The sequence below is a fragment of the Algoriphagus alkaliphilus genome (genome assembly GCF_900103735.1).
Lineage (GTDB): Bacteria > Bacteroidota > Bacteroidia > Cytophagales > Cyclobacteriaceae > Algoriphagus > Algoriphagus alkaliphilus.
Genome location: NZ_FMXE01000002.1, coordinates 112826 through 137530 on the forward strand (window position 1 = coordinate 112826; position 24705 = coordinate 137530).

Genomic DNA, 24705 nt, shown 5'->3' on the forward strand with positions numbered 1-24705 from the left:
AATAGTCTTTTTTTAAGAGCATCAGCCTATATTGGAAAGTCAAATTTTGAAATTTTTTGTGGATAACTTTCCAACTTCTGAATTTGAAATCACCGAAGTTAAGACTCATTCCATTGAAAATCTGGAAGTATCCGGAAATTTGACCATCCGTGGAATTACTAAAAACATCACCTTCCCAGCCGTTCAAAAAGGTGATTTTATTGTTGCGAAATTTCTTTTAGACCGCTTTGAATGGAATATCGCATACGAAGGGTCATGGACAGACCGAACCCTCGTGGATCGGGATATCCAATTTCGGATTGAATTAATGCTGGTAAATGCTAAGTCTTCTGAGGAGGTTGTTTGGTAAATGTTAAAGAATGGAAATGTGATTTTCTGCCGAATAATACAGCCAAATCTAGCTATTTCACCAAATTTTTATTTTGCTTTTGGACAAATTCACAAAGATTGATCGAGTGTAATCAAGTCCTTTTTCTGAAAAATCAACAGCTGATTTTTTAGAATAAACAAAACTACTCTCCGGCTTGCTATTAAATAGGGCCAAGTTTATACCAAACAATCACCACCGATCATTCAAACTAATGCTCATATCACCACCACCCCTTTTCCTAACATTTTCCTGTCCAAAATAGCCCGCAAAGCCTGAGGTGCTTCTTCCAGGGAATAGCTTCTCCCGATATGTTGCTTGATTTTTCCTTCCTGAATCCATGCGACGAGTTGGCGGATATTCTGGAAACTGGTCTTGGACTCCAGTTTGGAAAACTGCCCCCAAAACACCCCTAAAATTGCACAACCTTTAAGCAAAGGCAGGTTCATTGGAATCTGCGGGATCTCCCCGTTGGCAAAACCCACAACGAGGTAGCGCCCCTTCCAAGACATGCCTCGGAGAGCGGATTCTGTGAATTTTCCACCGACAGGATCATAAACCACATCGATGCCTTTGCCATGCGTGAGTTCTTTGATGCGGGTTTTGAGATCTTCTGTTTCGTAATTGATGGTGAGTTCGGCTCCTTTTTCCCTACACAGTGCAAGCTTCTCCTCCGAAGAAGCGGCTGCGATGACTTTGGCTCCCATCAGCTGCCCAAGTTCAACAGCAGCCAAACCGACTCCTCCTGCAGCACCCAGCACAAGCAAGGTTTCTCCGGGCTGAAGATTCGCCCGGTCTTTCAGCGCATGGTATGAAGTGCCATACGTGTAAAGCGTCGTTGCTGCAACTTCAGGAGATAGACCCGGAGGCAAGGGAAAAACCCGATCGGAATCTACAGCGACTTTTTCTGCGAATCCTCCCCAACCGCAAAGTGCAAGGACGGGTTGTCCGATCTGAAAATTCTGCACTTGATCACCAAAAGCAATGACCTTTCCGGCGACTTCTCCTCCCGGTGCAAAAGGCAACTCAGGCTTAAACTGATACTTGTTTTGGATAATAAGGACATCAGGAAAATTGACCCCGCAGGCTTCCACGGCGATCAGGATTTGATTGGAGGCGAGAATGGGATCAGGAATTTCTTGGACAGCTAAAGTTTCAGGCAGGCCAAATTGGGTACAGAGAAGAGCTTTCATAATTTCTATTTTTCAACAAACCTGTTTTTAATTAGTGGGTGCAGTCACGAACGATCCTAAAAGATAACTTTCAATCTTAGTTGAATTTTCATCAATATCCTCTATTTCTCGAAATCTGCGAAAATCTGTGTCCTTATCTGCGCAAATCTGCGGGAAACAAAAAAGAAAGACATTGAACAGTGCAAAATTCTTGACTTAACAAAAACCATTTTTGACCAGGTCTCTCACAGATGTTCACAGATTTGGAAAATATTAAATGTATGTTTTTGACTATATATCATTAAGGTAAAATCAAAAATTTCTAGGCAAATCATCCCGAAAGGAATAATTTTGAGCTCCTTAGAAATTAAAACCCCCAAATATGTCAGTAGCCGATTTTATCGCAAATAATAAAGACCGATTTCTCAACGAACTTTTGGATCTCCTGCGAATCCCATCCGTGAGTGCTGACCCCAAATTCAAAAAGGATGTCTTTGCGGCAGCTCAATTTGTCAAAGAATCGCTGGAAAAAGCAGGTGCCGATGTGGCTGAAATCTGCGAAACGGCCGGTTACCCGATTGTTTACGGCGAAAAAATCATTGATCCTGCTTTGCCTACCGTCCTCGTTTACGGACACTACGATGTACAGCCGGCCGATCCCTATGAATTATGGGATTCTCCTCCTTTCGAACCTGTGATCAAAAATACGGCAATTCATCCAGAGGGAGCCATTTTTGCCCGTGGATCAGCGGACGACAAAGGGCAGTTTTACATGCATGTGAAGGCTTTTGAGGCGATGATGGCTACAGGTGATATGCCTTGCAATGTCAAATTTATGATTGAAGGTGAGGAGGAAGTCGGCTCGGATAACCTGGACAAATTCGTCCTAGAGAATAAGGAAAAGCTGAATGCTGATGTGATCCTGATTTCCGATACACACATGATCAGCATGAAGGATCCTTCCATCACCGTTGGGCTTCGAGGCATGTCCTACATGGAAGTAGAAGTGAGCGGATCCAATCGGGATCTCCACTCCGGTACTTATGGCGGCGCAGTAGCTAATCCAATCAATGTCCTTTGCAAAATGATCGCATCGATGAAGGACGAAAATGAGCACATCACCATTCCCGGCTTTTATGAAAAAGTGCAGGAGCTGACAGAAGCTCAGCGAAACCGACTGAACGAAGCGCCATTTGATCCGGACGAATACAAAGAAAAGCTAGCAATAGATGATGTACATGGGGAAAAAGGCTACACGACCATCGAGCGGGTGGGAATTCGGCCGACCTTAGATGTAAACGGAATCTGGGGAGGCTACATTGGGGAAGGTGCCAAAACAGTTTTGCCTTCGAAGGCCTTTGCAAAGATTTCCATGCGACTTGTTCCTGATCAGGATTGGCATGAGATCGCAACACTATTCGAAAATCACTTCAAATCCATTGCTCCAAAATCTGTAAAGGTGAAAGTCAAAACCCATCATGGTGGAGCTCCAGCTGTGGTTTCTGACAGTTCGGTCGGGTATCAGGCAGCAGAGGCAGCGATGGAGGAGACTTTTGGCAAAAGACCGATTCCGACCCGTGAAGGAGGTTCGATTCCTATTGTAGCTTTATTTCAAAAGGAATTAGGATCTGATCCGATACTATTTGGCTTTGGATTGGATACAGACGCGCTTCACTCACCAAATGAGCACTATGGAGTCAAAAACTATTTTATCGGGATTGAGACGATAGCAGCTTTCTTTAGACATTTCAGAAAGCTGAGCGGCAAGTGATCTATGTCGCCAAAAACTTTGTCTTACTATCTTAAATTCGAACTTCAATACCTAAATCTTTGTTCGCCAAAGTAAATCCCAATTTCGCATGACCTTTAGCGCCCAAAAGATCGGCAAGCTATTACTTCCGGTTTTTCTTTTGATTTCTTCAATAGCCCAGGCCCAAATGGTTAAGCCACCAAAGTGGACTTTCTCTTTGGAGCCAAAAGAATTGCAAGTTGGAGAAAAGGCAACTTTGGTCATGGAGGCAGAAATTCCCATGGGCTGGTATGTGTACTCCAATGATTTTGACAAGGATTTAGGGCCCCTGCTGACCGAATTTGTTCCGGCTGAATCCGGAGATTTTGCGGTTCCTTCAACACTAAAAGCCATCAATCCAAAGAAGAAGTATGAGGAGATTTGGAAGGGTGATGTGACTTACTTTATTGGAAAAGGACGATTTGAGCAAGCCATCACAATCCAATCAACTTCTGGTGTAGTAAAAGGATCACTGGAATACCAAATGTGCTCCGATCTGACAGGACAATGCATTAACTACGAAGAGGCAATTGAAGTAAAGTTTATCGCAAAAGCAGCCTCAGCTATTTCTACCCAAACAATAATCACTTCTGAGTCTCAGAATATAACAAATCAACAAAATTCTGATAGTGTTGCCTCCAAGGTCGCTGAGCAGGACTCGGAATTTCCTTTTATTTTAGCCGAGACAGAAAACGAAACAACTCAGACAGAAATAGTCCAAGACTTTAGGGCTGAGGGCGAATCCGAATCACTGTGGGGTTTCATCGTATTGGCTTTCCTGGCCGGATTGGCGGCATTGGTGACACCCTGTGTTTTTCCCATGATCCCGATGACGGTGAGCTTCTTTACGGGAAGATCCAAATCGCGGGTACAGGGAATCCGGCAGGCATTTATCTATGGCATTTCGATCATAGCAATTTATACTGTAGCGGGCACGGCAGTCGCCGCGATTCAAGGTCCTGAGTTTGCCAACTGGCTGGCCACGCACTGGATTCCAAATGTGTTTTTCTTTGGAATTTTTATCTTTTTTGCATTGGCGTTTTTGGGCATGTTTGAATTGAATTTGCCATCGAGCTTTGTGAATAAAATAGATGCCAAAGCTGAAAAGGGAGGTTTGGGAGGCGTGTTCTTTATGGCCTTCACATTGGTTTTGGTTTCCTTCTCATGTACTGGACCTATTGTAGGTTCGATCCTGATTTCCTCTGCGGGTGGAGAATTAATCAAACCCGTATTAGGCATGTTTGCCTTTGGGTTAGCCTTTGCGATTCCTTTTACCCTGTTTGCGATCTTCCCGGGGTGGATGCAACGCCTGCCCAAATCCGGTGGCTGGCTGAATTCTGTCAAGGTTGTGTTGGGCTTTCTGGAATTGGCATTAGCCTTCAAATTCCTTTCGATCGCTGATCAGGTTTATCATTGGGGCATTTTGGATCGGGATATTTTTCTTGCGATCTGGATTGTGATTTTCTCCGCATTGGGACTTTATCTTTTGGGTAAAATCAAATTGCCGCATGACTCCAAATTAGAATACATCGGAGTCCCAAGACTGCTTTTGGCTTTACTGACTTTTGTTTTTGTGGTTCACATGATTCCGGGACTTTGGGGTGCACCACTCAAATTGCTGAGCGGGTATCTTCCTCCAATTACAACCCAACAATTCAAATTAACCGGTGGTGTGGGTTCCGAGGAAAGTATTTCAAGGAGTGGAGAAGTCGTCAAATATGGAGATCGGCTGAAAATTCCCCATGGGATCCCGGGATACTTTGATTATGCTGAAGCTCTGGCTGCTGCGAAAAAAGCCAATAAGCCTTTGTTAATCGACTTTACCGGACACGGTTGTGTCAACTGTCGCAAGATGGAGGAAAATGTCTGGTCTGACCCACAGGTATTGGCTCGACTAAAAAATGACTTTGTGATGGTTGCACTCTACATCGATGAGCGTCTCGAACTTCCAGAAAGTGAGTGGTACACCTCCAGCTACGATGGCAAGGTGAAGAAAACACTGGGCAAACAAAACGCCGATTTCCAGATCACCCGATTCAATAATAATGCGCAACCCTATTATGTCATTCTAGATCATAATGAGCAACTCGTGGCAAAGCCACAGGGATACAATACCGATATTGCGTCGTTCGTGGAGTTTTTGGATGGGGCGAAAAGAATTTTCAATGAGCAATGAGCAATTTTCAATGTTCAAGGGAGGAAAATCCTTGAGCATTGAAAATTGAGCTTGATAATTGATCATTGAAAAAGTCTCGTATCGATGGGAAATTCTTTTTGGGCAAAGAAGCAGAACACACGGAAAAGTGGAATAATGTTTTCAGAAACTATATCCAACAATTAAACCCAAGTTAATCAATGATGTTTTTAATACATTATTAAAAGGAAGGTAGGTTGTACCCGGAGTCCCATTACTCATTTCATAATCAAAATTAGCAAGCTCAATACTGCTATCTATACCAAATCGAAAGGACTTTTTCTGATAAAAAACATTAAAAAGTCCTCCATAAACTAAACTTGATAAATTTGGTCTTTCAGCAAATGGTGAATGAGAATATACAAGTTTTGGGTCAGTTGTAGTAGATAATAATTCAGCTTGGTAATAGGGATAATTCATTTGACCATAACCAAGAAGTGCCGCCAAACTGGCGCTCCAATTTCCAAAAGCCTTCCGATAACCCAATCCGGTTAAGACAGTCCCTAATTGGTAGTTATCATGATGAAAACTAACCGTTCCCATAAATCGATCAGAAAAAAAAGTCTCAAGAACTTCATTAATGACAGGATTGGAAGATCTTCCTAATCTGATAAATGTATGAATTTTTGGACTAAAGAGGTATTCAATTTGAAATCGATAATTTAATCCTGTTTGAGCAAAACCTGCTTTAGATTTATCCAAACCTAAAAATACACGATCATCCTCAGGTAAAAATAGCTGAGCATTTTGAATCGAACTACTTGAATAATTACCTACTGGGATAGCAGAACCAATTGATACAGAAAATGTGACTTTTTCGAAAAGCTTTGATTGTCCAAAAATTGTTCCTGTGAATACAAGAAAAAGAACCATTGTTAATAATGTTTTTATCATAACCCTGCTTATTTTGAAACAATGAATCGAGCTTGGTGGATAATTTTTCCTTCATATATTATCTGAAGAATATAATCCCCCTTTGGTAATGCAGAGATATCAATTTCCTGACCTCCAGAATATTTGAAAATCTCTGATTTAATTTTAGAATCTAGACCTTGCAAAACCAAATCAAACTTAAGGTCAGGATTTAGGTCAATCGCCAATTTGTTTGATGAAGGATTGGGATAAAGGCTAAATGACCCAAAATTAAAAAAGGATACATTTCTGGTGGCCAAAACAGTGGTACCATTTCTGGCAGTTAAAGAAAAGCTGATGCTTCCTCCTGATACCATATTAAACGTCACATAATTTCCAGACGTGTTAAAAGTAGTTATACTCCCTGAAGTTCTCTGCCAAGTGAATGAGGTTGCATTAGGACATGTTACAGTTGAGGTTACATTGCCTGTGCTTATTTGATTTGTAGTATTTAAATTAATCCCAGTACTACTTCCAATATTATAGGTGCCTTCCAAGCAGATATTCGTTTGAATAATTAGGCTTAACTCCTGGATTTTTGCTTCGCCACATCCAGAATTTATGGTAAGTCTCAACTTAGCCATGCCGCTATGGGTAGGTGTTAGTGTTACAGTTGATTGATTTGATACAGAGGAAATAAATACTTTTGATAGACCCTCTACTATTGACCAACTATAAGTCACGCCAGGCTTGGATTGAATAGTAAATGAGACAGGTGATGTTTCCACAATATTATTGTTTCCAAGAATTGAACCAACATAAGACCCAAAATTGTGGCTGGCTTAATACCAATCAATTTAAATGATAAAATGATGAGTCGCGTCTATGCGCGACTAATGGCCCATTTGAACCATACTTTGAAATATATCTAAATTGGCCTCCTCCAATATTTTCCTTAACTGCAGAATGATCCCCCTCTACAGAAAGATCATAAAAAATTAAATCTCCATCAGATTCATTAGAGACTCTGACATATTTACCACTGTCTTGATAGCTAGCTGGAGATTTTATTCCCTTTGGATTCGGACAGGTGTAAACAGGAAGAAAAGGATTATTCCAACCGGGTGAAATACAGTTATCCTCAAAATAAGCCATAACAAACCCATGACAGTTATAATAAGCAGAGACATCACAATTTGAAAGCTTCTTGGATCCAAATTGAGCCAATCCTATTTTCCAATACGTGTCAGATTGATTCGAGTAACAACCAGCCTGAGAAAAACCCATTCTCCAACTTCCAAAAATTAAAAGGAGATATTTCATAAAAATATTTTCAATAAACCTAAGAGTAAATTACTAAAATTCAAACTATCAGAACAGAATTCTCAAATAGCCTCGAATCCAACGGGAAATCTTGCTGAACAACAATTTGGATTACTAATAAATCCAGGTGATGTGGATTGATCAAAAACTATAACCGACTACAAGCCCAACAGTCAAAACTCTGGTCTTGATGGTATCATTGAAGGATTCACTTTGGCTCCCACCGGGTATGGTTATCGGGAAGATGCCATAGTCAAAATTTGCTCTTTGAAAAAGGAGTTCTAACCCAGTATTAAATTTACCTATTTCATATTTAACCTTTACTAAACCGCCGGAAACCCATGAACTCAAATCAGTTCTTGGTCCCGAATGGGCCCAAATTCTATTGGCGCGTAAAAAAAGTAGCTCATAATATGGATAGTTGATTTTTCCATAACCAAAGAATACTCCAGCGTCATATTCCAATTTGCCTCTTTGAAAAGTATACCCCAAGCCGGGAGTTACGGTAAATAATTCATTATCCACCTGAGAAAATCGCTGCTCAACCTCATAGAGGTCAATAAAAAACATTTCAATTTCTGTAACTGAGATGGGGTTGCTTGACAATCCAGAACGAACAAAGGAATAGAAGTGATTTGAAAATTTATAGCTTAACTCCGCATTAATGGAATATCCTACTTTTGCAAAGCCACTTTTAGACTTTTCGATACTTGATACCGCGGGATGAATTCTATCCGGCAGGTAAATGACAGCGTTTGAAATATCCTTTTTGGCGAAGACCCCAATAGGAAAAGCTAATCCAGGAGAAACAGATAAAGTGATCTTTTCAGAGAGTCTTGATTGTGCGTAGATATATCCCTTGCAATTAGCCAACAGTAAAATAAGCAACAGTTTTTTAACCATAACCTCGTTTATTTAGAAACCACTAATCGGTCTTGATGGATGACTTTCCCTTTATAAAGTATCAAGAGAATATAGTCTCCTTTTGGCAGAGTAGAAATGTCAATTTTGTCACCACCTTTATATTTCAAAATTTCTGCTTTTAAGTTTGAATCAACTCCTTGAATGAACAAATCAAACACTATCTTTAAATTCTGAGGCAGTGCGTACTCCTTTGACATTAGGACAAGAATATGGGGCAGTAATGAAAGATTTATTCCACCCAGGAGACGTACATCCATTTTCAAAATAACTCATTACAAAACCATGACAGTTGTAATTGGCTCCAGAGTGGCAATCTGAGAGTCTTTTAGAGCCCAATGACTCACTGATTTTCCAATAAGTATCTTCTTGATCTGAGTAACATACTGCCTGAGGAAAACCCATTTTCCAAATGGAAACAAACAAACAAATTAAAAGTAACTTTTTCATAAAATAGAATTTACTAAAAGTAAAAAAAAACTATTGTCAAAGTTTTGATAAAAATTATAGTAACCTCCGATCAAAAGGAAAATCTTCCTGCCCAACAATCTTGATCGCAGTGAAATCCGGATGATGGGGATTGATCAAAAAATTAAAGTCTCCTGGTACAACTGCAGAAGGAACTTTCAGTACACAGTTTTTCCGCTCTGCAACAAAATCATCTCCGATCTTCTGAGTGTCCAGCATATGCGGAAAGCTGTTCCAACTTGGAGGTAAATCGCCAATTGTCATGGAAGCAATGGAAATAGATGTTGGAATCTCGATTTCGACCATCACATAATCCTTAGGCAAAAGGGATAAAGAAAGGTGGACCGCAACTTCCGCCATTGCCAAAGCCCGGCTTTCCGAAGTGTAGATTAGTTCGGTTCCTCTAGAATTCCATCGATTGCCGGAAAGGGCCGCCCCCTTTCCCGATAGTTCTATTCCATACTTCTTCCGCATCAGCCGAAATACCCGCATCAGACAAATACGCCTTGATCAATCCGATGAAGCTCACTAAGTACCAATTCCTTGCCATAGGAATTCCGCAGCAACTCAATAGGGCGTCGATTGCCAAGTGAATAGCTGCTGACATTAAGCCAGGAAGCAAAATCGGCCGCTGTGTCAAATACCTCCAAACCTAATGCAGTCACCTCTGTCAATTCGATTATCTTCTCGGAATGGATCGAACGAAAAACATAATCCGATTCCTTCTTGTAACGCTGAAGTGACTTTAAAGAAATATCCAAAAAATCAGACCATTCCTGATCTGAAAAAGGTGCCATTTGCTTGATTGACATAAATAGTGAAGTGGGAATCCCTTGACGAATCACATCAACCACCATCATTCGATCAGAAAAAAACTTGGACAACGGGATACCCTTTAGAGTAGGATATAGTGAATATCGAGGTAGACTCGTCACATAAGTAGCCATCTCCTCTGCTACCATGTAAATTCTTTGATTATCTGAATCGCTCATATCATAGAAATTTGTCTTTAAAATAACGACATTTTTCCAATATTGTTTGCCTTTCTCTGATATTTCTCAAAATTCAGCGCAAAACAAGGTTTTACTGATACTTCTAATTTCCTCATGGCAAATAATTGAAATTAAATTTGGGGTAAAAATATATATTTGTACAAGCAAATAGGCAATTTTCGATTGCGGATAATTGGGCTTAGTTTTGTCTTGTTCTCAAAAACTAACGATGGATAAATTCTCATACATTGCGAATGCTCATGTGACCTACATCGATGAGTTATACGCTTCTTACAAAAGTGATCCCGAATCAATCGACCCAAGCTGGAAAGAGTTTTTTGATGGTTTTGATTTTGCCTTGGCTAATTATGGTCAGGATGAAAATGGATCAGATAGCACAAAATCATCAGCTGAAACATCTCCCAAGAATGGCTCTCTGGCAACTCCAGGAACAATCATGGACATGGAGCAGCTTCCGAAAGAGATAAAAGTTCGGGCACTCATCCATGCACATCGCTCCAGAGCTCACCTCAGATCAAAGACCAATCCGGTCAGAGAAAGACGGGACCGAAAGGCACTCATCGACCCAAAAGATTTTGGATTGGGTCAGGAAGACATGAACACGGAATTCCAAGCCGGAAAGGAAATTGGCATTGGGACTGCTAAGCTTTCTGTGATCGTAGAATCTCTCAAAACAATCTATGAGGGCCCAATGGGCTTTGAATACCTCTATATCAGAGATCCTGAGATGCTGGATTGGTTTAAAACAAAGGTTGAAAAAGAAGCTTTAGCCTTCAATCCATCGGAAGAAGACAAAAAGCGCATTCTTTTTAAACTGAATCAAGCCGTGGTTTTTGAAAACTTTTTGCACACAAAATACCTCGGTCAAAAGCGGTTTTCACTTGAAGGAGGAGAGAGCACTATCCCTTTTCTTGACGCAGTAATTAACACCGCAGCAAAAAATGGCGTAGAGGAAGTAATGATCGGAATGGCGCACCGCGGTCGTTTAAATGTCCTTGCCAATGTCATGGGCAAGACTTATGAGCAGATTTTTTCTGAGTTTGAAGGCACCGCAAAGCCTGATCTGACAATGGGTGATGGTGATGTGAAATACCACATGGGCTATTCATCTGATATTGTCACTCATGGCAATTTTAAAGTTCACTTAAAACTTGCTCCAAATCCATCTCACCTCGAAGCGGTCAATCCGGTTGTAGAAGGCTTTATTCGAGCCAAAATCGATCACGCACACAAGCATGACGCAACGAAGGCACTCCCTATCATTATTCATGGAGATGCGGCAGTTGCCGGACAAGGCATCGTCTATGAGGTCACACAAATGGCAGGTCTTAAAGGATATAATACTGGAGGAACGATTCACTTTGTGATAAATAACCAAGTCGGATTTACCACTGACTTTGACGATGCCCGTACTTCCATCTACTGTACCGATGTAGCCAAAATCATCGATGCGCCGGTGATCCACGTCAATGGTGACAATGCCGAAGCAGTGGTTTTTGCAGCAAAGCTTGCTGCTGAGTTCCGTCAGAAGTTCAGCAAAGACATTTTCGTAGATATGGTCTGCTACAGACGCCATGGTCACAATGAGTCTGACGAGCCAAAATTCACACAGCCAGAACTTTACAACATCATCTCCAAGCATCCAAATCCGAGAGAAATTTATGTAAAGAAATTGACTGAGCGCGGTAATTTCGATGCGAAGATCGCAGCTCAGATGGATGAGGAGTTCCGCCAATTGCTTCAGGATCGACTGAACATGGTCAAGGAAAAGCCACTTCCGTATCAAGCCACCAAATTTGAAAAAGAATGGGCCAACCTTAGAAGGTCCAAGCCTGAAGATTTTGAATCCTCTCCGGAAACCAGCGTTTCCATTGAATCTATCAATAAAGTAGCTGAAGCTTTAACTTTTATCCCAAAAGGATTTAAGCCGATCAAACAAATCGAAGCTCAGATGAAGCAGCGAAAGGAAATGTTTTTTGAGTCCAAAGAGTTGAACTGGGCTTCTGCAGAATTGCTGGCTTATGGTTCCTTGCTTTTGGATGGAAAGACAGTCCGTTTGACCGGACAAGATGTGCAACGGGGCACGTTCTCTCACCGTCATGCGGTCATTCACGACGCAAATACCAATCAGCCTTTCAATTCTCTTTTGGAGCTGAAAGACCGCAAAGGTCAATTCCACATCTATAATTCCCTTCTTTCGGAATATGCCGTATTGGGCTTTGAATATGGCTATGCCATGGCAAATCCAAACGCATTGACCATTTGGGAAGGTCAGTTTGGTGATTTCGCCAATGGCGCTCAGACGATGATTGATCAGTTCATCTCTTCCGGAGAATCCAAATGGCAAAAAATGAACGGTTTGGTCATGCTACTTCCTCATGGCTACGAAGGCCAGGGACCAGAGCATTCCAATGCTCGTCCGGAGCGATTCTTGCAACTTTCTGCAGAATACAACATGGTCGTAGCCAATATCACCGAGCCATCAAACTTCTTCCACTTGCTGAGAAGACAATTAACATGGGAATTTAGAAAACCATGCATTGTAATGTCTCCAAAGTCGCTACTGAGACATCCAAAAGTCGTTTCTCCGCTTTCGGAATTCACTTCAGGTAAATTCAGAGAAGTCCTTCCTGATACGGTAGTCAATCCAAAAGAGGTAAAGCGAGTTGTGCTTTGTACTGGAAAAGTATTCTATGATCTGGAAGAAGCTCGGGAAAAAGAGAAAGTAAAAAATGTCGCTATCGTCAGAATCGAGCAGCTGCATCCACTTCCCAAGAACCAAATTCTTGAAGTGCTCAAATCCTACAAAGGTGCTGAGGTCGTATGGGTACAGGAAGAACCAGAAAACATGGGCTATTGGAACTACCTATTGAGGTTACTTTACAAGGAAATCCCAATGACCCTAATCGCCCGTAAACCAAGCGCTTCTCCAGCTACCGGATATAACAAAGTCCACGTAGAAGAGCAAAAAAACATTGTTTCTCAGGCGCTAAAACTTTAATCTTGATTTCTTCCCCGATTTATTTCGGGGTTGTTTTTGATAAAAAATCATACTAAACCTCCTTCCAAAATAACCCGAAGGGAAAAAATATAGAACCATGAGCAAAGAAATGAAAGTACCCACAGTGGGTGAATCGATCACTGAAGTCACTGTTGGGCAATGGTTTAAAAAAGACGGCGACCAGGTGCAATTGGATGAGATCCTTTGTGAATTGGAGTCCGACAAAGCAACTTTTGAATTCCCTTCTGAAGCAGCGGGGATATTAAGAATCAAAGCCCAAGAAGGTGATACCGTCGAAATTGGAGGCTTGATTTGCGTGATTGAAGATTCTGAAGGTGCTGAGAAATCTGCGCCAGCTGAAACTTCGCCAGCGAAAGAAACCCCTGCCGAAGCGCCGGCAAAAAAGGCTTCTGGCACTGGAGAAATCAAAGAAATGATCGTGCCTACCGTTGGGGAATCCATCACTGAAGTTACGTTGGCCAATTGGATCAAAAAGGACGGTGATTTTGTGACTTTGGATGAAATCATCGCAGAGGTGGATTCCGACAAAGCAACTTTTGAACTTCCAGCTGAAGCTACGGGAATTCTAAGACATGTAGCCAAAGAAGGTGATGTCCTCGAAATCGGAGGAATGATCTGCAAAATTGAAGTCACTGACGCAGCTCCTGCAAAAGAATCAGCTCCGGCGGCCTCTTCATCCACTTCTGAAAAGACTGCGGCCATGAACGAAAATTATGCTACAGGCCATGCTTCTCCTGCCGCATCTAAAATTTTGGCAGAAAAAGGAATTGCTCCAGCAGCAGTTTCAGGATCTGGCAAAGACGGAAGAATCACCAAAGAAGATGCGATGAGCGCACAGAAACCTGCTGCTAAACCAGAAGTTCAGGCTCCAAAACCTGTAGAATCAGCTCCTGCTGCACCTATCGTTCCTGGTGCTAGAAATTCACGTAGAGAGAAAATGTCATCGCTTCGCAAGACGGTTTCACGTCGTTTAGTAGCTGTGAAAAATGAAACAGCTATGCTCACCACCTTTAATGAGGTGAATATGAAGCCAATTATGGATCTGAGATCCAAGTTCAAGGATCAATTCAAAGAAAAGCATGGCGTGGGTTTGGGCTTTATGTCTTTCTTCACAAAGGCTGTGTGCGTCGCTTTGAAAGAATGGCCGGCTGTGAATGCACAAATCGATGGAACCGAAATGGTTTTTAATGATTTCTGCGACATCTCTATTGCAGTTTCTGCACCAAAAGGTTTGGTAGTTCCTGTAATTAGAAATGCTGAATCAATGAGTTTTGACCAGATCGAAAAAGAAATTCTAAGATTAGCTGGAAAAGCAAGAGATAACAAATTGTCGATTGAGGAAATGACAGGTGGAACATTTACGATCACCAACGGTGGTGTCTTTGGATCCATGATGTCCACTCCAATCATCAATGCTCCACAGTCTGCAATTCTAGGAATGCACAACATTGTCGAGCGTCCAATTGCCGAGAATGGTCAGGTAGTCATCCGTCCAATGATGTACCTCGCGCTTTCCTATGATCACCGAATCATCGACGGCAGAGAATCTGTCAGCTTCTTGGTGAGAGTGAAGCAATTGCTTGAAGATCCGACAAGGCTGCTATTTGGAGTCTAAAAAGTATCTAGTCGCTAGATATAAGTATCAAGAAGGGGATCATGCTCGATTGAGCTAATTTTATCTTAATCTCGGTACAAGATTATTTAATCATTGGTGAGTGAAAGTCTTGATACTTGATACTTGCTACTAAAATCTATTTAAAATGTACGACGTAATAGTAATCGGTTCCGGTCCGGGTGGATATGTAGCAGCGATCAGAGCGGCACAGCTTGGAATGAAAATCGCCATTATTGAAAAATATCCAACTCTTGGTGGTACTTGCCTCAACGTGGGCTGTATTCCTTCCAAGGCACTTTTGGACTCTTCAGAGCACTTCCACAATGCTGCCCATACCTTCAAAACTCACGGGATCAACCTCAACGGTTTGAAAGTTGATTTGGCACAAATGATCGCCCGAAAAGACGATGTGGTTAAGCAAAATGTGGATGGTATTCAGTTTTTGATGAAGAAAAACAAAATCGAAGTCCACCAAGGAGTCGGTTCATTTGTTGATGCCAATACCGTGAAAGTGACTAAAGATGACGGTTCCTCCAATGACATTCAAGGCAAAAACATCATTATCGCAACCGGATCAAAACCTGCTTCGCTTCCATTTATCAAACTGGACAAAAAGCGAGTAATCACTTCTACCGAGGCTTTGAAGATGAAAGAAATTCCAAAACACCTGATCGTAATCGGTGGTGGTGTGATCGGAATGGAACTGGGTTCGGTCTATGGAAGAATGGGAGCGAAAGTCTCTGTGGTAGAATTCATGGATTCTTTGATCCCGTCAATGGATAAAACCATGGGCAAAGAGCTTCAGAAGTCACTGAAGAAGCTTGGCTTTGAATTTTATCTCAAGCATAAAGTAACCGGCGTAGAAAATCTCGGAAAAGAAGTAGTAGTCAAAGCCGAAAACGGAAAAGGCGAAACCATCGAAATCAAAGGCGATTACGTCTTGGTTTCTATCGGACGTAAACCTTACACCGATGGATTGAATGCTGAAGCTGCTGGAGTAAAAATCACTGAAAGAGGTCAAGTTGAAGTGAATGAACATTTGCAGACTTCTGTGCCGCATATTTACGCGATCGGAGATGTGGTAAAAGGTGCCATGCTCGCTCATAAAGCGGAGGAGGAAGGTGTCTTCGTCGCTGAGACGATCGCCGGACAAAAGCCCCATATCAATTATCTTTTGATTCCGGGAGTAGTGTACACTTGGCCTGAGGTTGCTGCAGTTGGTTACACCGAAGAACAGCTAAAGGAACAAGGCAGAAAATACAAAACAGGGAAGTTCCCTTTCATAGCTTCCGGCCGTGCAAGAGCATCGATGGATACGGATGGTTTGGTGAAAGTCTTGGCAGATTCCGAAACGGATGAAATCCTAGGTGTACACATGATCGGACCAAGAACTGCCGATATGATTGCTGAGGCTGTCGTAGCGATGGAATTCCGCGCTTCGGCTGAGGATATTGCCAGAATGTCCCATGCGCATCCTACGTATACTGAAGCGTTTAAAGAAGCTTGTTTGGCAGCTACTGACAATCGAGCATTACATATTTAAGGTTTAGAACACTGAATTATATTGAAGCCATCCCGATTGATCGAGATGGCTTTTTGTTTTGTTTAAAATTGGTTTAATTCCGTCATGAAGTTCAAAATTGCCATTTTGGGTGCAGGAAATGTGGCTTGGCATTTAGCGCCAGCATTGGAAGATGCAGGCCACGAGATCACAGAAGTGTATGCAAGAGACCTTGAAAAAGCCAAGCAAATAACTGAGCGGGTTTATTCCGCTGAGCCCAAAGACGACCTCGATTTTTCAGAAAGTAAAGCTCAGATTTTCATTCTAGCAGTGAAAGATTCAGCCATTCCGGAAGTTGCGGATGAAGTAATTTTGCCGGAAGGAAGTATTTTAGTTCATACATCTGGAACAATGGCATTGGATGTTTTGGGTTACAGTTCGGCGAGCTACACCGGTATTTTTTACCCACTTCAGTCATTTACCAAAGGCAGAAAAATTGAGTTGGATGAGGTTCCATTTTTATTGGAAGCAGAAGATGAGGAAACGCTTCAAAAGCTTAAAAAACTGGCAAAAAGCCTATCACCATTAACTTATGTGGTTCGCTCTAAAGATCGCAAAGGCGTCCATGTTGCGGCGGTATTTGCAAGCAACTTTTCCAATCACATGATCCGCATTGCCGAGGAAATTATGCGAAGACAGGGTGCAGACTTTGAAATGCTAAAACCCCTTATCATCGAAACCATTTCTAAAAGCCTTCAGCTCGGAGCCAAAAATGCCCAAACCGGACCCGCAATCCGCGAAGACTATGAAACTCTGGAAGATCACCATCGATTTCTCCGCTACAATGAATCGTTAGCCGAAATCTACAAGCTGATCTCCCAGGATATTATTGACGGTTGATCAATGGTTCCAAGCCCCAAATTTTCCGGCTTGATAATCCGCGTAAGCTTCCTGAATTTGCTGTTGGGTATTCATTACAAATGGTCCCTGAGCCACCATCGGTTCATTGAAAGGCAATGCATGACCCAAAATTAAAACTGCCTCTTCGAGTGCCTCTACTTGAATTTTTTGTCCTGAATTGCCAAATTCCACCAGATTTCTGAACATCACTTCTGTTCCATTCACATTAAGTTCACCTCGCACGATATAGAAAAAGATATTTTCTTCAGCAGAAATTTCTTTTTCGAATTTCCCTTCCTTTTCGAGGTAGATTGTACACATGGTGATTGGAAAAGTCCCCTCAAAAGCGCCCTCCACTCCATTCCACTCTCCGAAAAGCTGCTGTACTTTTACCTTTCCTCCATCCAAATCAAAGGTAGGAATGTCCTCTTGCTGCAAGCCAATGTAATTTGGGGTTATCATTTTTTTCGCGGCAGGCAGATTTAACCAAAGCTGCAAAATCTCAAGATCCCCACCATTTCGCTTGAAATCGCTGCTCGATACTTCGGCATGGATCAAACCACTTCCGGCGGTCATATACTGAACTCCCCCAGGACCAATCACTGACTCATGGCCTGAAGAATCCTTGTGCATGATGTCACCTTCCAATATGAACGTCACCGTCTCCATTCCCCTATGCGGGTGAGGACCAAATGGTAAGCCTTGATTTCGCTCAGGATAAGTCTGAAAGCCGTGATGGTTTAAGAAAATGAAGGGGTCAATCTGCTGAAGACTGCGTGTCGGCATTGGACTGTATGTCACCAAATCAGCAATGGGTCTATATTCGGCTTTATGAATTCGTTTGATCTGTCTCATGATAGTTGTATGTATATACATTAAATCTGAAAGTGAGGAAAAAAGTTTTCTCAGATAGCATTATTTTAGGTTTTATCGCAGCTTCGAGTCCAGTTCCAGGATCGTTTTCAAAAGGACATTTGCACCATTAGCGATATCTTCTTTCGAGGAAAACTCATCAGGAGCATGGCTGATTCCGTCTTTACTTGGAATGAAAATCATTCCCATCGGAGCTATCCTAGCCATTTCCTGCGCATCATGTCCTGCGCCGCTGGGAAGGCTTTTGGTTGTGAATCCCAACTTTTCTGCTTGGGATTTGATGATTTCACGAACCATGGGATCAGCCAAAGCAGGCTTACTGGCAACTTCAATATGCTTGATATCCAATCCGATTTCACTTGCTGAAGCCAGTGATTTTGCTCTTTTCTCTATTTGCGAATAAATCTCCCAAATTTTTTCTGAAGAAAGGTCACGGATTTCCAAGGTCATTTTCACCTCTCCTGGTATCACGTTTCCTGCTCCGGGAAAAGCTTGTATTTTGCCAACCGTACCCACGTGCCGACCTTCATAGCTGTTGACGATTTCATTGACCGCCAAAACAAATTTTGCAGCCGGAAGCATCGGGTCCTTTCTCATATTCATTGGAGTCGTACCCGCATGATTGGCTTTTCCCAAGAAAGAAAACTCCCACCACTCGATCGCCACAATTCCCTCCACCACACCTATATCCAATTTTTCAGAGTATAGATTTCCGCCTTGCTCAATATGCAGTTCCAGAAATGCAGCCAAGTCTCCGACGTTTCTTTTGAGTTCAGGAATACGATCGGGATTTCCTCCAAGTAGTTTGATCCCCTCGTATTGTGTGAATCCGCTCGAACTCACCACCTGCAATGCTTCTTTACTCAAAGCCCCAACCAAGGCCCTACTTCCGACGACTCCTCCCTCTTCATTGGTAAAAATGATCACTTCCAATGGGTGATCGGTTTGAATCCCCCTTTCAGACAAGGTTTTCACCACTTCTATGGAGCCCATTGACCCGACAGGCCCATCATAATCTCCTCCATTTGGCACTTCATCGATATGCGAACCAAATGCAATCGGTTTAAAACTTGGATTTTTACCGGCTTTCCTTCCAATTATATTCCCTGCAAAATCAACCGAAATCTGCATTCCTGCATCTTCCATCAGCGCTTTCACATACGCTCGAGCTTCGATATCATGTTTGGTGTACGCCTGGCGATCAGATCCGCCATTTGCATTTTTCCCGTAGGAAGAAAGCTTCATCAGACTTTCATGCAATCGATCAGAATTAATGCTGATTTCCTGTCCGTAACCGGTGAAAGCAAAGGTGATCAGAAGAATAAGGAATGGGAATAAGGATTTTGTCATGGGAAGATGAAATTCTAAACAGTTCAAGATAGCATAAAAAAAGTCCTTCTTTTGGGAAGGACTTCTTTGAAGTAAATTTCAGTTATTTAAGCCAAGCGAGTTTTACTTCATCAGGAGCTTTCATTCGGTCAGCTACTCTCATGTAGCGCTCCGATAATTTCGCTAGGTAATCCTGCGCTTTTGCCGCGGCTGCATCCAATCCTGTGAGTGCCTCGATCTTCCAAAGTCCAACTAGGTGATCGATGATTCGGGCATAATCCCAACTAGTATAGATCCCTACTTTCTGAGTGATCTCAGAAAACTGTGTGAACAGAGATGGATTTGAACTTCCTTCACCCATCAATACCGCCGGCATGACGATTTGCTTTCTCATCAATTTCTCAAAAGCGAGGATCGCACCATTTGGATCGATCTCGAAGATTCTTGACATGAAAGATTTGTATGCCTTTTCATGTCTCGCTTCATCACCAGCGATTTGTTTGCATATTCTTCCCAACACAGAATCCCCGGCTATATCTGCCAGTTTTCCGGTATTGACATGTGATATCTTGGTCGCTCTTTCCTGAAAGGATGTATAGACAATCGCCTGATAAGGATCTCCACCCGAATTGGGATCAAATCCATTGGTCAACAGTCTATGAATAGTCCGCTCTACGGCTTTCATATCCACTCTCCCTGTCATGTAAAGGTACTTATTGAGCAAGTCGCCGTGTCTGTTTTCCTCAGCAGTCCAAGACTTAGACCATCTTACCCAACCTCCCGGAGCAAGCAGATTTCGCTCTGGATTGATGCCTTCCAACAGATTGAAATACGTCTGATAACTGGGAAGGGCTTCCTCAGTGATCATATTACCAATCAGGGACGTCAATACCGTGTCGGGAATTCCTTCTGCTCTTTTTTGAAGAAGCTTGATTTCTTCATGGATGTTGGGATCTCCAAAATCAGGAAGAAAATCTGATGGCTGCCAACATTTATCCGGATCTACCAAAATATTATCCACAGCATCAGCAACTAAGCCATCCAATTGGGAAATGACCTCAATATTCTTTTCTAGTTCGTAATTGATTTCGCCTGTTTTCATTAGGTTACTTGAAATTTACGCAAAGCTAAAATTGCGTAGGGTTGACTTGTTCGGTTCGGAAAGTTACTCACAAATCACTGGATTGATTATAGAAAAATTCTCATTCTGGCTCCAGTTTCCATGAATGGAATTTACGTGATTTAGTAACTTCCTTTGATTCTGTTAACGTGAAAATATCATTAAAAGGTCCATTTTGAAAGTAATGTGCCTTTCAAGTCAATTGAATCAATAATCTAACTTATATGCAGCCACCTTATTTTTGAAAAAGGTAGGAACGTAAAGGATCTTTTCGGCTGCATTGTATCCAATATCGGCCGTGTTTGATTCTGCAGATTTTGTGTCCAGCATCTTGGTCTCTCCATCAGCAGATGCAAACCATATTTCACCTTGCCATCTTGAAGCAACAAAATTGCCATCACCCAAGATGATTAAACCATCACCTCCGGTCACGTTTGCATTTACCACAGAGGCGGTGCCATCTGCATTCCACATTTTAAGCCCTGAGCCGTCAAGGCCATAGATCGTCCCGTCCTTGGCTACTGCAATGCCATTGATCGAAGCATGTCCTTCTGATACCATTGAGATCGAGCCATCTGCGTAAGCGTGAACTTTTCCGGTGTTCATGTCAGTGAAATATACAGTTCCCTCATGTGAAGCAACGTCATTTAGGAATATTGCACCTTCTACTTTCCATTTGTTGGAAACTTTTGCCGTGGAGATGTCTATCTCAACCAATTCATCGATATCGGTGACATACAGTTTACCCTCCGAAATGGCCATTCCCTTGGGGCTGTTCAATCCACCAACCCACACTGGATTAACGATTTTACCATCTCTGTCAATAATTGCGATGGATCCTTTTCCGTCTTTAGCTTGAGGATCCATACCTCCGATGTTTGAGACATAAATGGTACCTGTAGCCTCGTCAAAAAGTACGGACTCGTTGGTAGGTAGAGAAGCTTCTGTCTCCCAAAGTAAGGTGAGCGTTGGAGTTTTAGCCTCAACGAGGATTTCCTCCACAACTTCTTCTGTTTTTTGTGGCGCACATTGAGAGAAAAGAAGTGTTGCAGAAAGGCCCATAAGCCCGATTTTAAGCGTAGTGTTCATTTTTTAGATTATTTGATGATTGTCCAATTCTTTTGGTTAAAATTTTTCGGAGCGGATTTCAGGAATCGATTCTGAATTTCATCCAGATACATCGTATTGTATCGGAGTCTGGTGATGTAATTGGGAAGATTTGGATCTCCGTTCCAGCAATGTTCTGCCCGATCTCCATAAGCCACTTTTCCATCATAGTATGGGTTTTTGGTTTGTTCCAGAAAATCTTCAGTAAGGTAAACCGCATTGTTGAGGTAATAGTTATCCATGTCACCACAGTAAATATGGACTTTCCCCTCCAATTTTGGTCCTAATTTCTCCCAATCCCGCTCCATGATGTGGCGAAGGTCGAAATTTTCTTTCCAATAGGCAGACACTTCTTTGTCAATTTCTCCGGAATATTTGTCCCAAATTGGCTTTGGATAGCCATCATCTCCAACTGGGGAATAAACCGCTTGCCAGATGTCAAACTGGTCTCCAGACCTGGATTTGTCGCCACCGATCGCCAATTCTCGATGATTCATATCCCGCACCATGGCGTCTACATGACCTAAATAATTGCGGTGCCCGGGACGAAGGGTTTTTCTAAACTCCCCTTCTTTGAAGTACGCATTTTGATCTTGATAAATATCTACTGTGGTATATGCTCTGAAATCTATTGGGTCCGGACAAGCGGCAAAACATCCATTGTATTCGTCAGGATAAAAAACCTGAACGGCTAAGGCTTCCCATCCTCCTGTTGATCCTCCATATAAAAACCTTGCCCAACCTTCACCAATTCCTCTAAACTCTTTCTCAATATGGGGAATCAATTCAAAGGTAATAGCATCTCCATAAGGTCCGAGATTTGCAGAATTGACCGCATAGCTGTCGTCGTAAAATGGGTTGGCATGTTGTATTTCGATTATTATAAAACGCTTGAAATCAGGTGAAATCCACTTTTGGTAGAAGTCAAATGCTTCCTGCTGCTGCATTTTGGCATACCCGTAAATCCCAAATCGTGCACTGTAATCGTCATCACCTAATTCCGGATCAGGAGGAGTTGTTCGGAATCCTCCAAAATCAGAAGGAAAATGACCATGATAGATCATCAAAGGAAAATATTGATTTGGGTTTTCTTCAAAACTCTCCGGTAAAAGCACATGTGCTCCCAAGAACATGTCTCTCCCCCAAAATTCGGAGAGTTTTTCAGACTTGATCTTGATGTGTTTAATGTATTTGGTGTCCTGAGGTTCCTCTACTGGCGGAATGATCTGATTTATATCAAGTGTTAAACTTTTGCCTTTTTCCCAGTTGACTTTTACAGGGGTCGAGTAAATATTTTTTGGAGCTCTTGCCCATTGGCGGCCTTCACCTTGATCCATGGGTAGTTTAACAGTATGCCCATCCGAGCGGGTAAAGGTTTCATGTTTTTGAATGAAAGCCTGTACAGTATATTCTCCTGAAGGAATTTCGTGCAGGTTTTCTACGGGATAGCCAAAGCTTTTTGGGTCAAAAATCAAGGGTTTCCCCGAACTGAAGTTTTCAAAGTCCATCCCAAAAACCTGATTTGTGCCTACATTGTCATTGATTCCAAATCTCGGTTCTGCCTCATGGTTTTTAGAAAAGATCAAAAGTAACCGGCCATCCTTGAGGTCTGATTCAAGTTCCGAAGCTATTTTGATCTCGATATTTTCCGAGGTAGAACCAGTACAATTCCAAAAAAGAACTGCTAGGAGAAAAAGGAAAAGTGATTTAATCATTGGAATTGTTGTTGGATGCAAAAGCTAATTTACTCAATTTCGGATTAATCTTCTGAAGTCAAGTTTTATTCAGACCCTAACCTTGATTTTATTTTGTTTTTGGAGCCGGTTATGGATTATTCTGTAGCAGATATTGAAAAGAGCCTATCTTAGTAATTCTAAAAACCACCATTCGAATGAAAAAGATTTTTGCCTTAATACTTATGGTCGGAGCATTTTCCTGTGCTCAAAAAGAAGAAGTAATCGATTATACCAAAATGTCCGACGAGGAGCGGCTCAAAGCAGCTACCGAGATCGCTCAATCGATCATTATGGTAGATGGGCATGTGGATTTGCCTTATAGGATGAAAGTCGGAGGCTTTACCCTTCAACGTGAAATCCTAGATGTATCTGTTCGTACTCCGGATGGTAATTTTGACTTTCCCCGGGCCAAAGAAGGTGGACTGGATGCACCGTTTATGTCCATTTATATTCCCGCAGGAAATCAAAAAACTCCCGGAGCATCCAAGGCTTTGGCTGATTCTCTGATCCGGATGACCGAGCGATTAGCGTCTACTTTTCCTGATAAGTTTGCAATGGCCTACAGTCCGGCAGATATTGAGGCCAATTTTTCAAAGGGCTTGATTTCATTACCGATGGGTATGGAAAATGGTGCCGGTATTGAAGATGACTTGGCCAATGTAGCATACTTTTTCCAACGTGGAATCCGATACATCACCCTCACCCACGGAACGGATAATCTGATCGGAGATGCCAGTTACGACACTACAGGTACTCATGGAGGACTTAGTCCATTTGGAGAAGAAGTGGTTAAAGAAATGAACAGGGTTGGAATTATGGTCGATCTCAGCCACGTTTCTGACAATACGTTCCGGGATGCCTTGGCTATCACCAAAGTGCCCGTGATTGCTTCCCACTCTTCAGTCCGGAAATTCACTCCGGGTTTTGAGCGAAACATGAGCGATGAATTGATCCAAGCTATGGCCAAAAACGGCGGCGTGATGATGATCAATTTTGGAGGCTCGTTTATCGATTCGGCCTATGCCGCAGGTTCAGCCAAAGTCCGCGAGCATCTGGTCAACTACTTGGCCGAAAACAACCTCAGCCGGACGGATTCTGCCTTTAAAGCTTATGCAGAAGCCTATGCTGCCGCCAATAATCCATTTCCAACTGTGCAGCGTGTGGCTGATCATTTTGATCATGTCAAAAATCTCGTTGGTGTGGACTACATCGGTTTGGGTTCTGACTTTGATGGGGTAGGGGATTCACTTCCTACCGGATTGAAAGATGTCTCCATGTTTCCAAACCTGATTGCAGAACTTCTGAAGCGAGGATATACCAAGGAAGACATCGAAAAGATTTGTTATAAAAATATCTTCCGCGTATGGAAAGCCGTGGAGGATTATGCAGCTAATCAGTAATAG

At 42.2% G+C, this 24705-nt stretch carries 21 protein-coding genes; 8 read left to right on the plus strand and 13 right to left on the minus strand.

Annotated features, from left to right (window positions below):
- The first annotated feature begins 58 nt into the window (after window positions 1-58).
- A complete protein-coding gene (locus tag BLQ81_RS00540) occupies window positions 59-349 on the plus strand; it encodes a YceI family protein (protein ID WP_175454132.1) in 291 nt (96 codons plus the stop codon).
- A 236-nt stretch (window positions 350-585) separates the two neighbouring features.
- Here the strand turns inward: BLQ81_RS00540 and BLQ81_RS00545 are convergent, their stop codons facing one another.
- Window positions 586-1560, minus strand: a complete 975-nt coding sequence (locus BLQ81_RS00545; RefSeq protein ID WP_092728000.1) for an NADPH:quinone oxidoreductase family protein — start codon at window positions 1558-1560, stop codon at window positions 586-588.
- Window positions 1561-1921: 361 nt separating this feature from the next.
- Here BLQ81_RS00545 and BLQ81_RS00550 point away from each other — a divergent pair, with 361 nt between their 5' ends.
- Window positions 1922-3310 carry a dipeptidase gene (locus BLQ81_RS00550; RefSeq protein ID WP_092728001.1) on the plus strand — a complete coding sequence of 463 codons (1389 nt, stop codon included), beginning with the start codon at window positions 1922-1924 and terminating at the stop codon, window positions 3308-3310.
- A gap of 88 nt (window positions 3311-3398) precedes the next feature.
- Window positions 3399-5504, plus strand: a complete 2106-nt coding sequence (locus tag BLQ81_RS00555) for a protein-disulfide reductase DsbD family protein (protein ID WP_175454133.1) — start codon at window positions 3399-3401, stop codon at window positions 5502-5504.
- Window positions 5505-5645: 141 nt separating this feature from the next.
- Here the strand turns inward: BLQ81_RS00555 and BLQ81_RS00560 are convergent, their stop codons facing one another.
- The 7 genes from BLQ81_RS00560 to parS form a co-directional block, all read right to left on the minus strand.
- Window positions 5646-6416: a hypothetical protein gene (locus BLQ81_RS00560; RefSeq protein WP_139183537.1), complete on the minus strand. Its 771-nt coding sequence runs from the start codon at window positions 6414-6416 to the stop codon at window positions 5646-5648.
- 8 nt (window positions 6417-6424) lie between these two features.
- Entirely contained in the window at window positions 6425-7162 is a 738-nt protein-coding gene (locus tag BLQ81_RS21885; RefSeq protein ID WP_139183538.1) for a T9SS type A sorting domain-containing protein, read from the minus strand.
- A gap of 64 nt (window positions 7163-7226) precedes the next feature.
- Window positions 7227-7697: a hypothetical protein gene (locus BLQ81_RS00570; RefSeq protein ID WP_092728004.1), complete on the minus strand. Its 471-nt coding sequence runs from the start codon at window positions 7695-7697 to the stop codon at window positions 7227-7229.
- 141 nt (window positions 7698-7838) lie between these two features.
- A complete protein-coding gene (locus BLQ81_RS00575) occupies window positions 7839-8600 on the minus strand; it encodes a hypothetical protein (protein WP_092728005.1) in 762 nt (253 codons plus the stop codon).
- 171 nt (window positions 8601-8771) lie between these two features.
- Window positions 8772-9068: a hypothetical protein gene (locus tag BLQ81_RS21890; RefSeq protein WP_139183539.1), complete on the minus strand. Its 297-nt coding sequence runs from the start codon at window positions 9066-9068 to the stop codon at window positions 8772-8774.
- Between the two features lie 54 nt (window positions 9069-9122).
- Entirely contained in the window at window positions 9123-9578 is a 456-nt protein-coding gene (locus tag BLQ81_RS00585; protein WP_092728007.1) for an RES family NAD+ phosphorylase, read from the minus strand.
- Complete coding sequence (gene parS, locus BLQ81_RS00590; protein ID WP_092728008.1) at window positions 9578-10078, minus strand: type II RES/Xre toxin-antitoxin system antitoxin; 501 nt, start codon at window positions 10076-10078, stop codon at window positions 9578-9580. Before parS ends, BLQ81_RS00585 begins: the two co-directional genes overlap by 1 nt.
- Window positions 10079-10307: 229 nt before the next feature.
- Between parS and BLQ81_RS00595 the strand changes: the two genes are divergently transcribed.
- From BLQ81_RS00595 to BLQ81_RS00610, 4 genes are all read left to right on the plus strand, one after another.
- The gene (locus BLQ81_RS00595; protein ID WP_092728009.1) at window positions 10308-13100 is read left to right on the plus strand and encodes a 2-oxoglutarate dehydrogenase E1 component; all 2793 of its coding nucleotides are present in this window, start codon (window positions 10308-10310) and stop codon (window positions 13098-13100) included.
- 97 nt (window positions 13101-13197) lie between these two features.
- Window positions 13198-14736 (plus strand): 2-oxoglutarate dehydrogenase complex dihydrolipoyllysine-residue succinyltransferase, encoded by a 1539-nt coding sequence (gene odhB / locus BLQ81_RS00600; RefSeq protein ID WP_092728010.1) that lies wholly within the window; start codon window positions 13198-13200, stop codon window positions 14734-14736.
- Window positions 14737-14881: 145 nt separating this feature from the next.
- Complete coding sequence (lpdA, locus tag BLQ81_RS00605) at window positions 14882-16279, plus strand: dihydrolipoyl dehydrogenase (RefSeq protein ID WP_092728011.1); 1398 nt, start codon at window positions 14882-14884, stop codon at window positions 16277-16279.
- Window positions 16280-16363: 84 nt separating this feature from the next.
- Window positions 16364-17137, plus strand: coding sequence for a Rossmann-like and DUF2520 domain-containing protein (locus tag BLQ81_RS00610; RefSeq protein WP_092728012.1), 774 nt, complete (start codon window positions 16364-16366; stop codon window positions 17135-17137).
- On the opposite strand, the gene BLQ81_RS00615 is transcribed toward BLQ81_RS00610, so the two are convergent.
- The 5 genes from BLQ81_RS00615 to BLQ81_RS00635 form a co-directional block, all read right to left on the minus strand.
- On the minus strand, window positions 17138-17992 hold the full coding sequence (locus BLQ81_RS00615) for a pirin family protein (protein WP_092728013.1): 855 nt from the start codon (window positions 17990-17992) through the stop codon (window positions 17138-17140). It lies immediately after the preceding gene.
- Window positions 17993-18064: 72 nt separating this feature from the next.
- A complete protein-coding gene (locus tag BLQ81_RS00620) occupies window positions 18065-19360 on the minus strand; it encodes a Zn-dependent hydrolase (RefSeq protein WP_092728014.1) in 1296 nt (431 codons plus the stop codon).
- An 82-nt stretch (window positions 19361-19442) separates the two neighbouring features.
- Entirely contained in the window at window positions 19443-20441 is a 999-nt protein-coding gene (locus BLQ81_RS00625; RefSeq protein WP_092728015.1) for an acyl-ACP desaturase, read from the minus strand.
- 225 nt (window positions 20442-20666) lie between these two features.
- Window positions 20667-21548, minus strand: coding sequence for an NHL repeat-containing protein (locus BLQ81_RS00630; RefSeq protein ID WP_092728016.1), 882 nt, complete (start codon window positions 21546-21548; stop codon window positions 20667-20669).
- An 8-nt stretch (window positions 21549-21556) separates the two neighbouring features.
- Complete coding sequence (locus BLQ81_RS00635) at window positions 21557-23281, minus strand: hypothetical protein (protein WP_092728017.1); 1725 nt, start codon at window positions 23279-23281, stop codon at window positions 21557-21559.
- A gap of 176 nt (window positions 23282-23457) precedes the next feature.
- Here BLQ81_RS00635 and BLQ81_RS00640 point away from each other — a divergent pair, with 176 nt between their 5' ends.
- Window positions 23458-24702, plus strand: a complete 1245-nt coding sequence (locus BLQ81_RS00640) for a dipeptidase (protein ID WP_092728018.1) — start codon at window positions 23458-23460, stop codon at window positions 24700-24702.
- Window positions 24703-24705 lie beyond the last annotated feature (3 nt).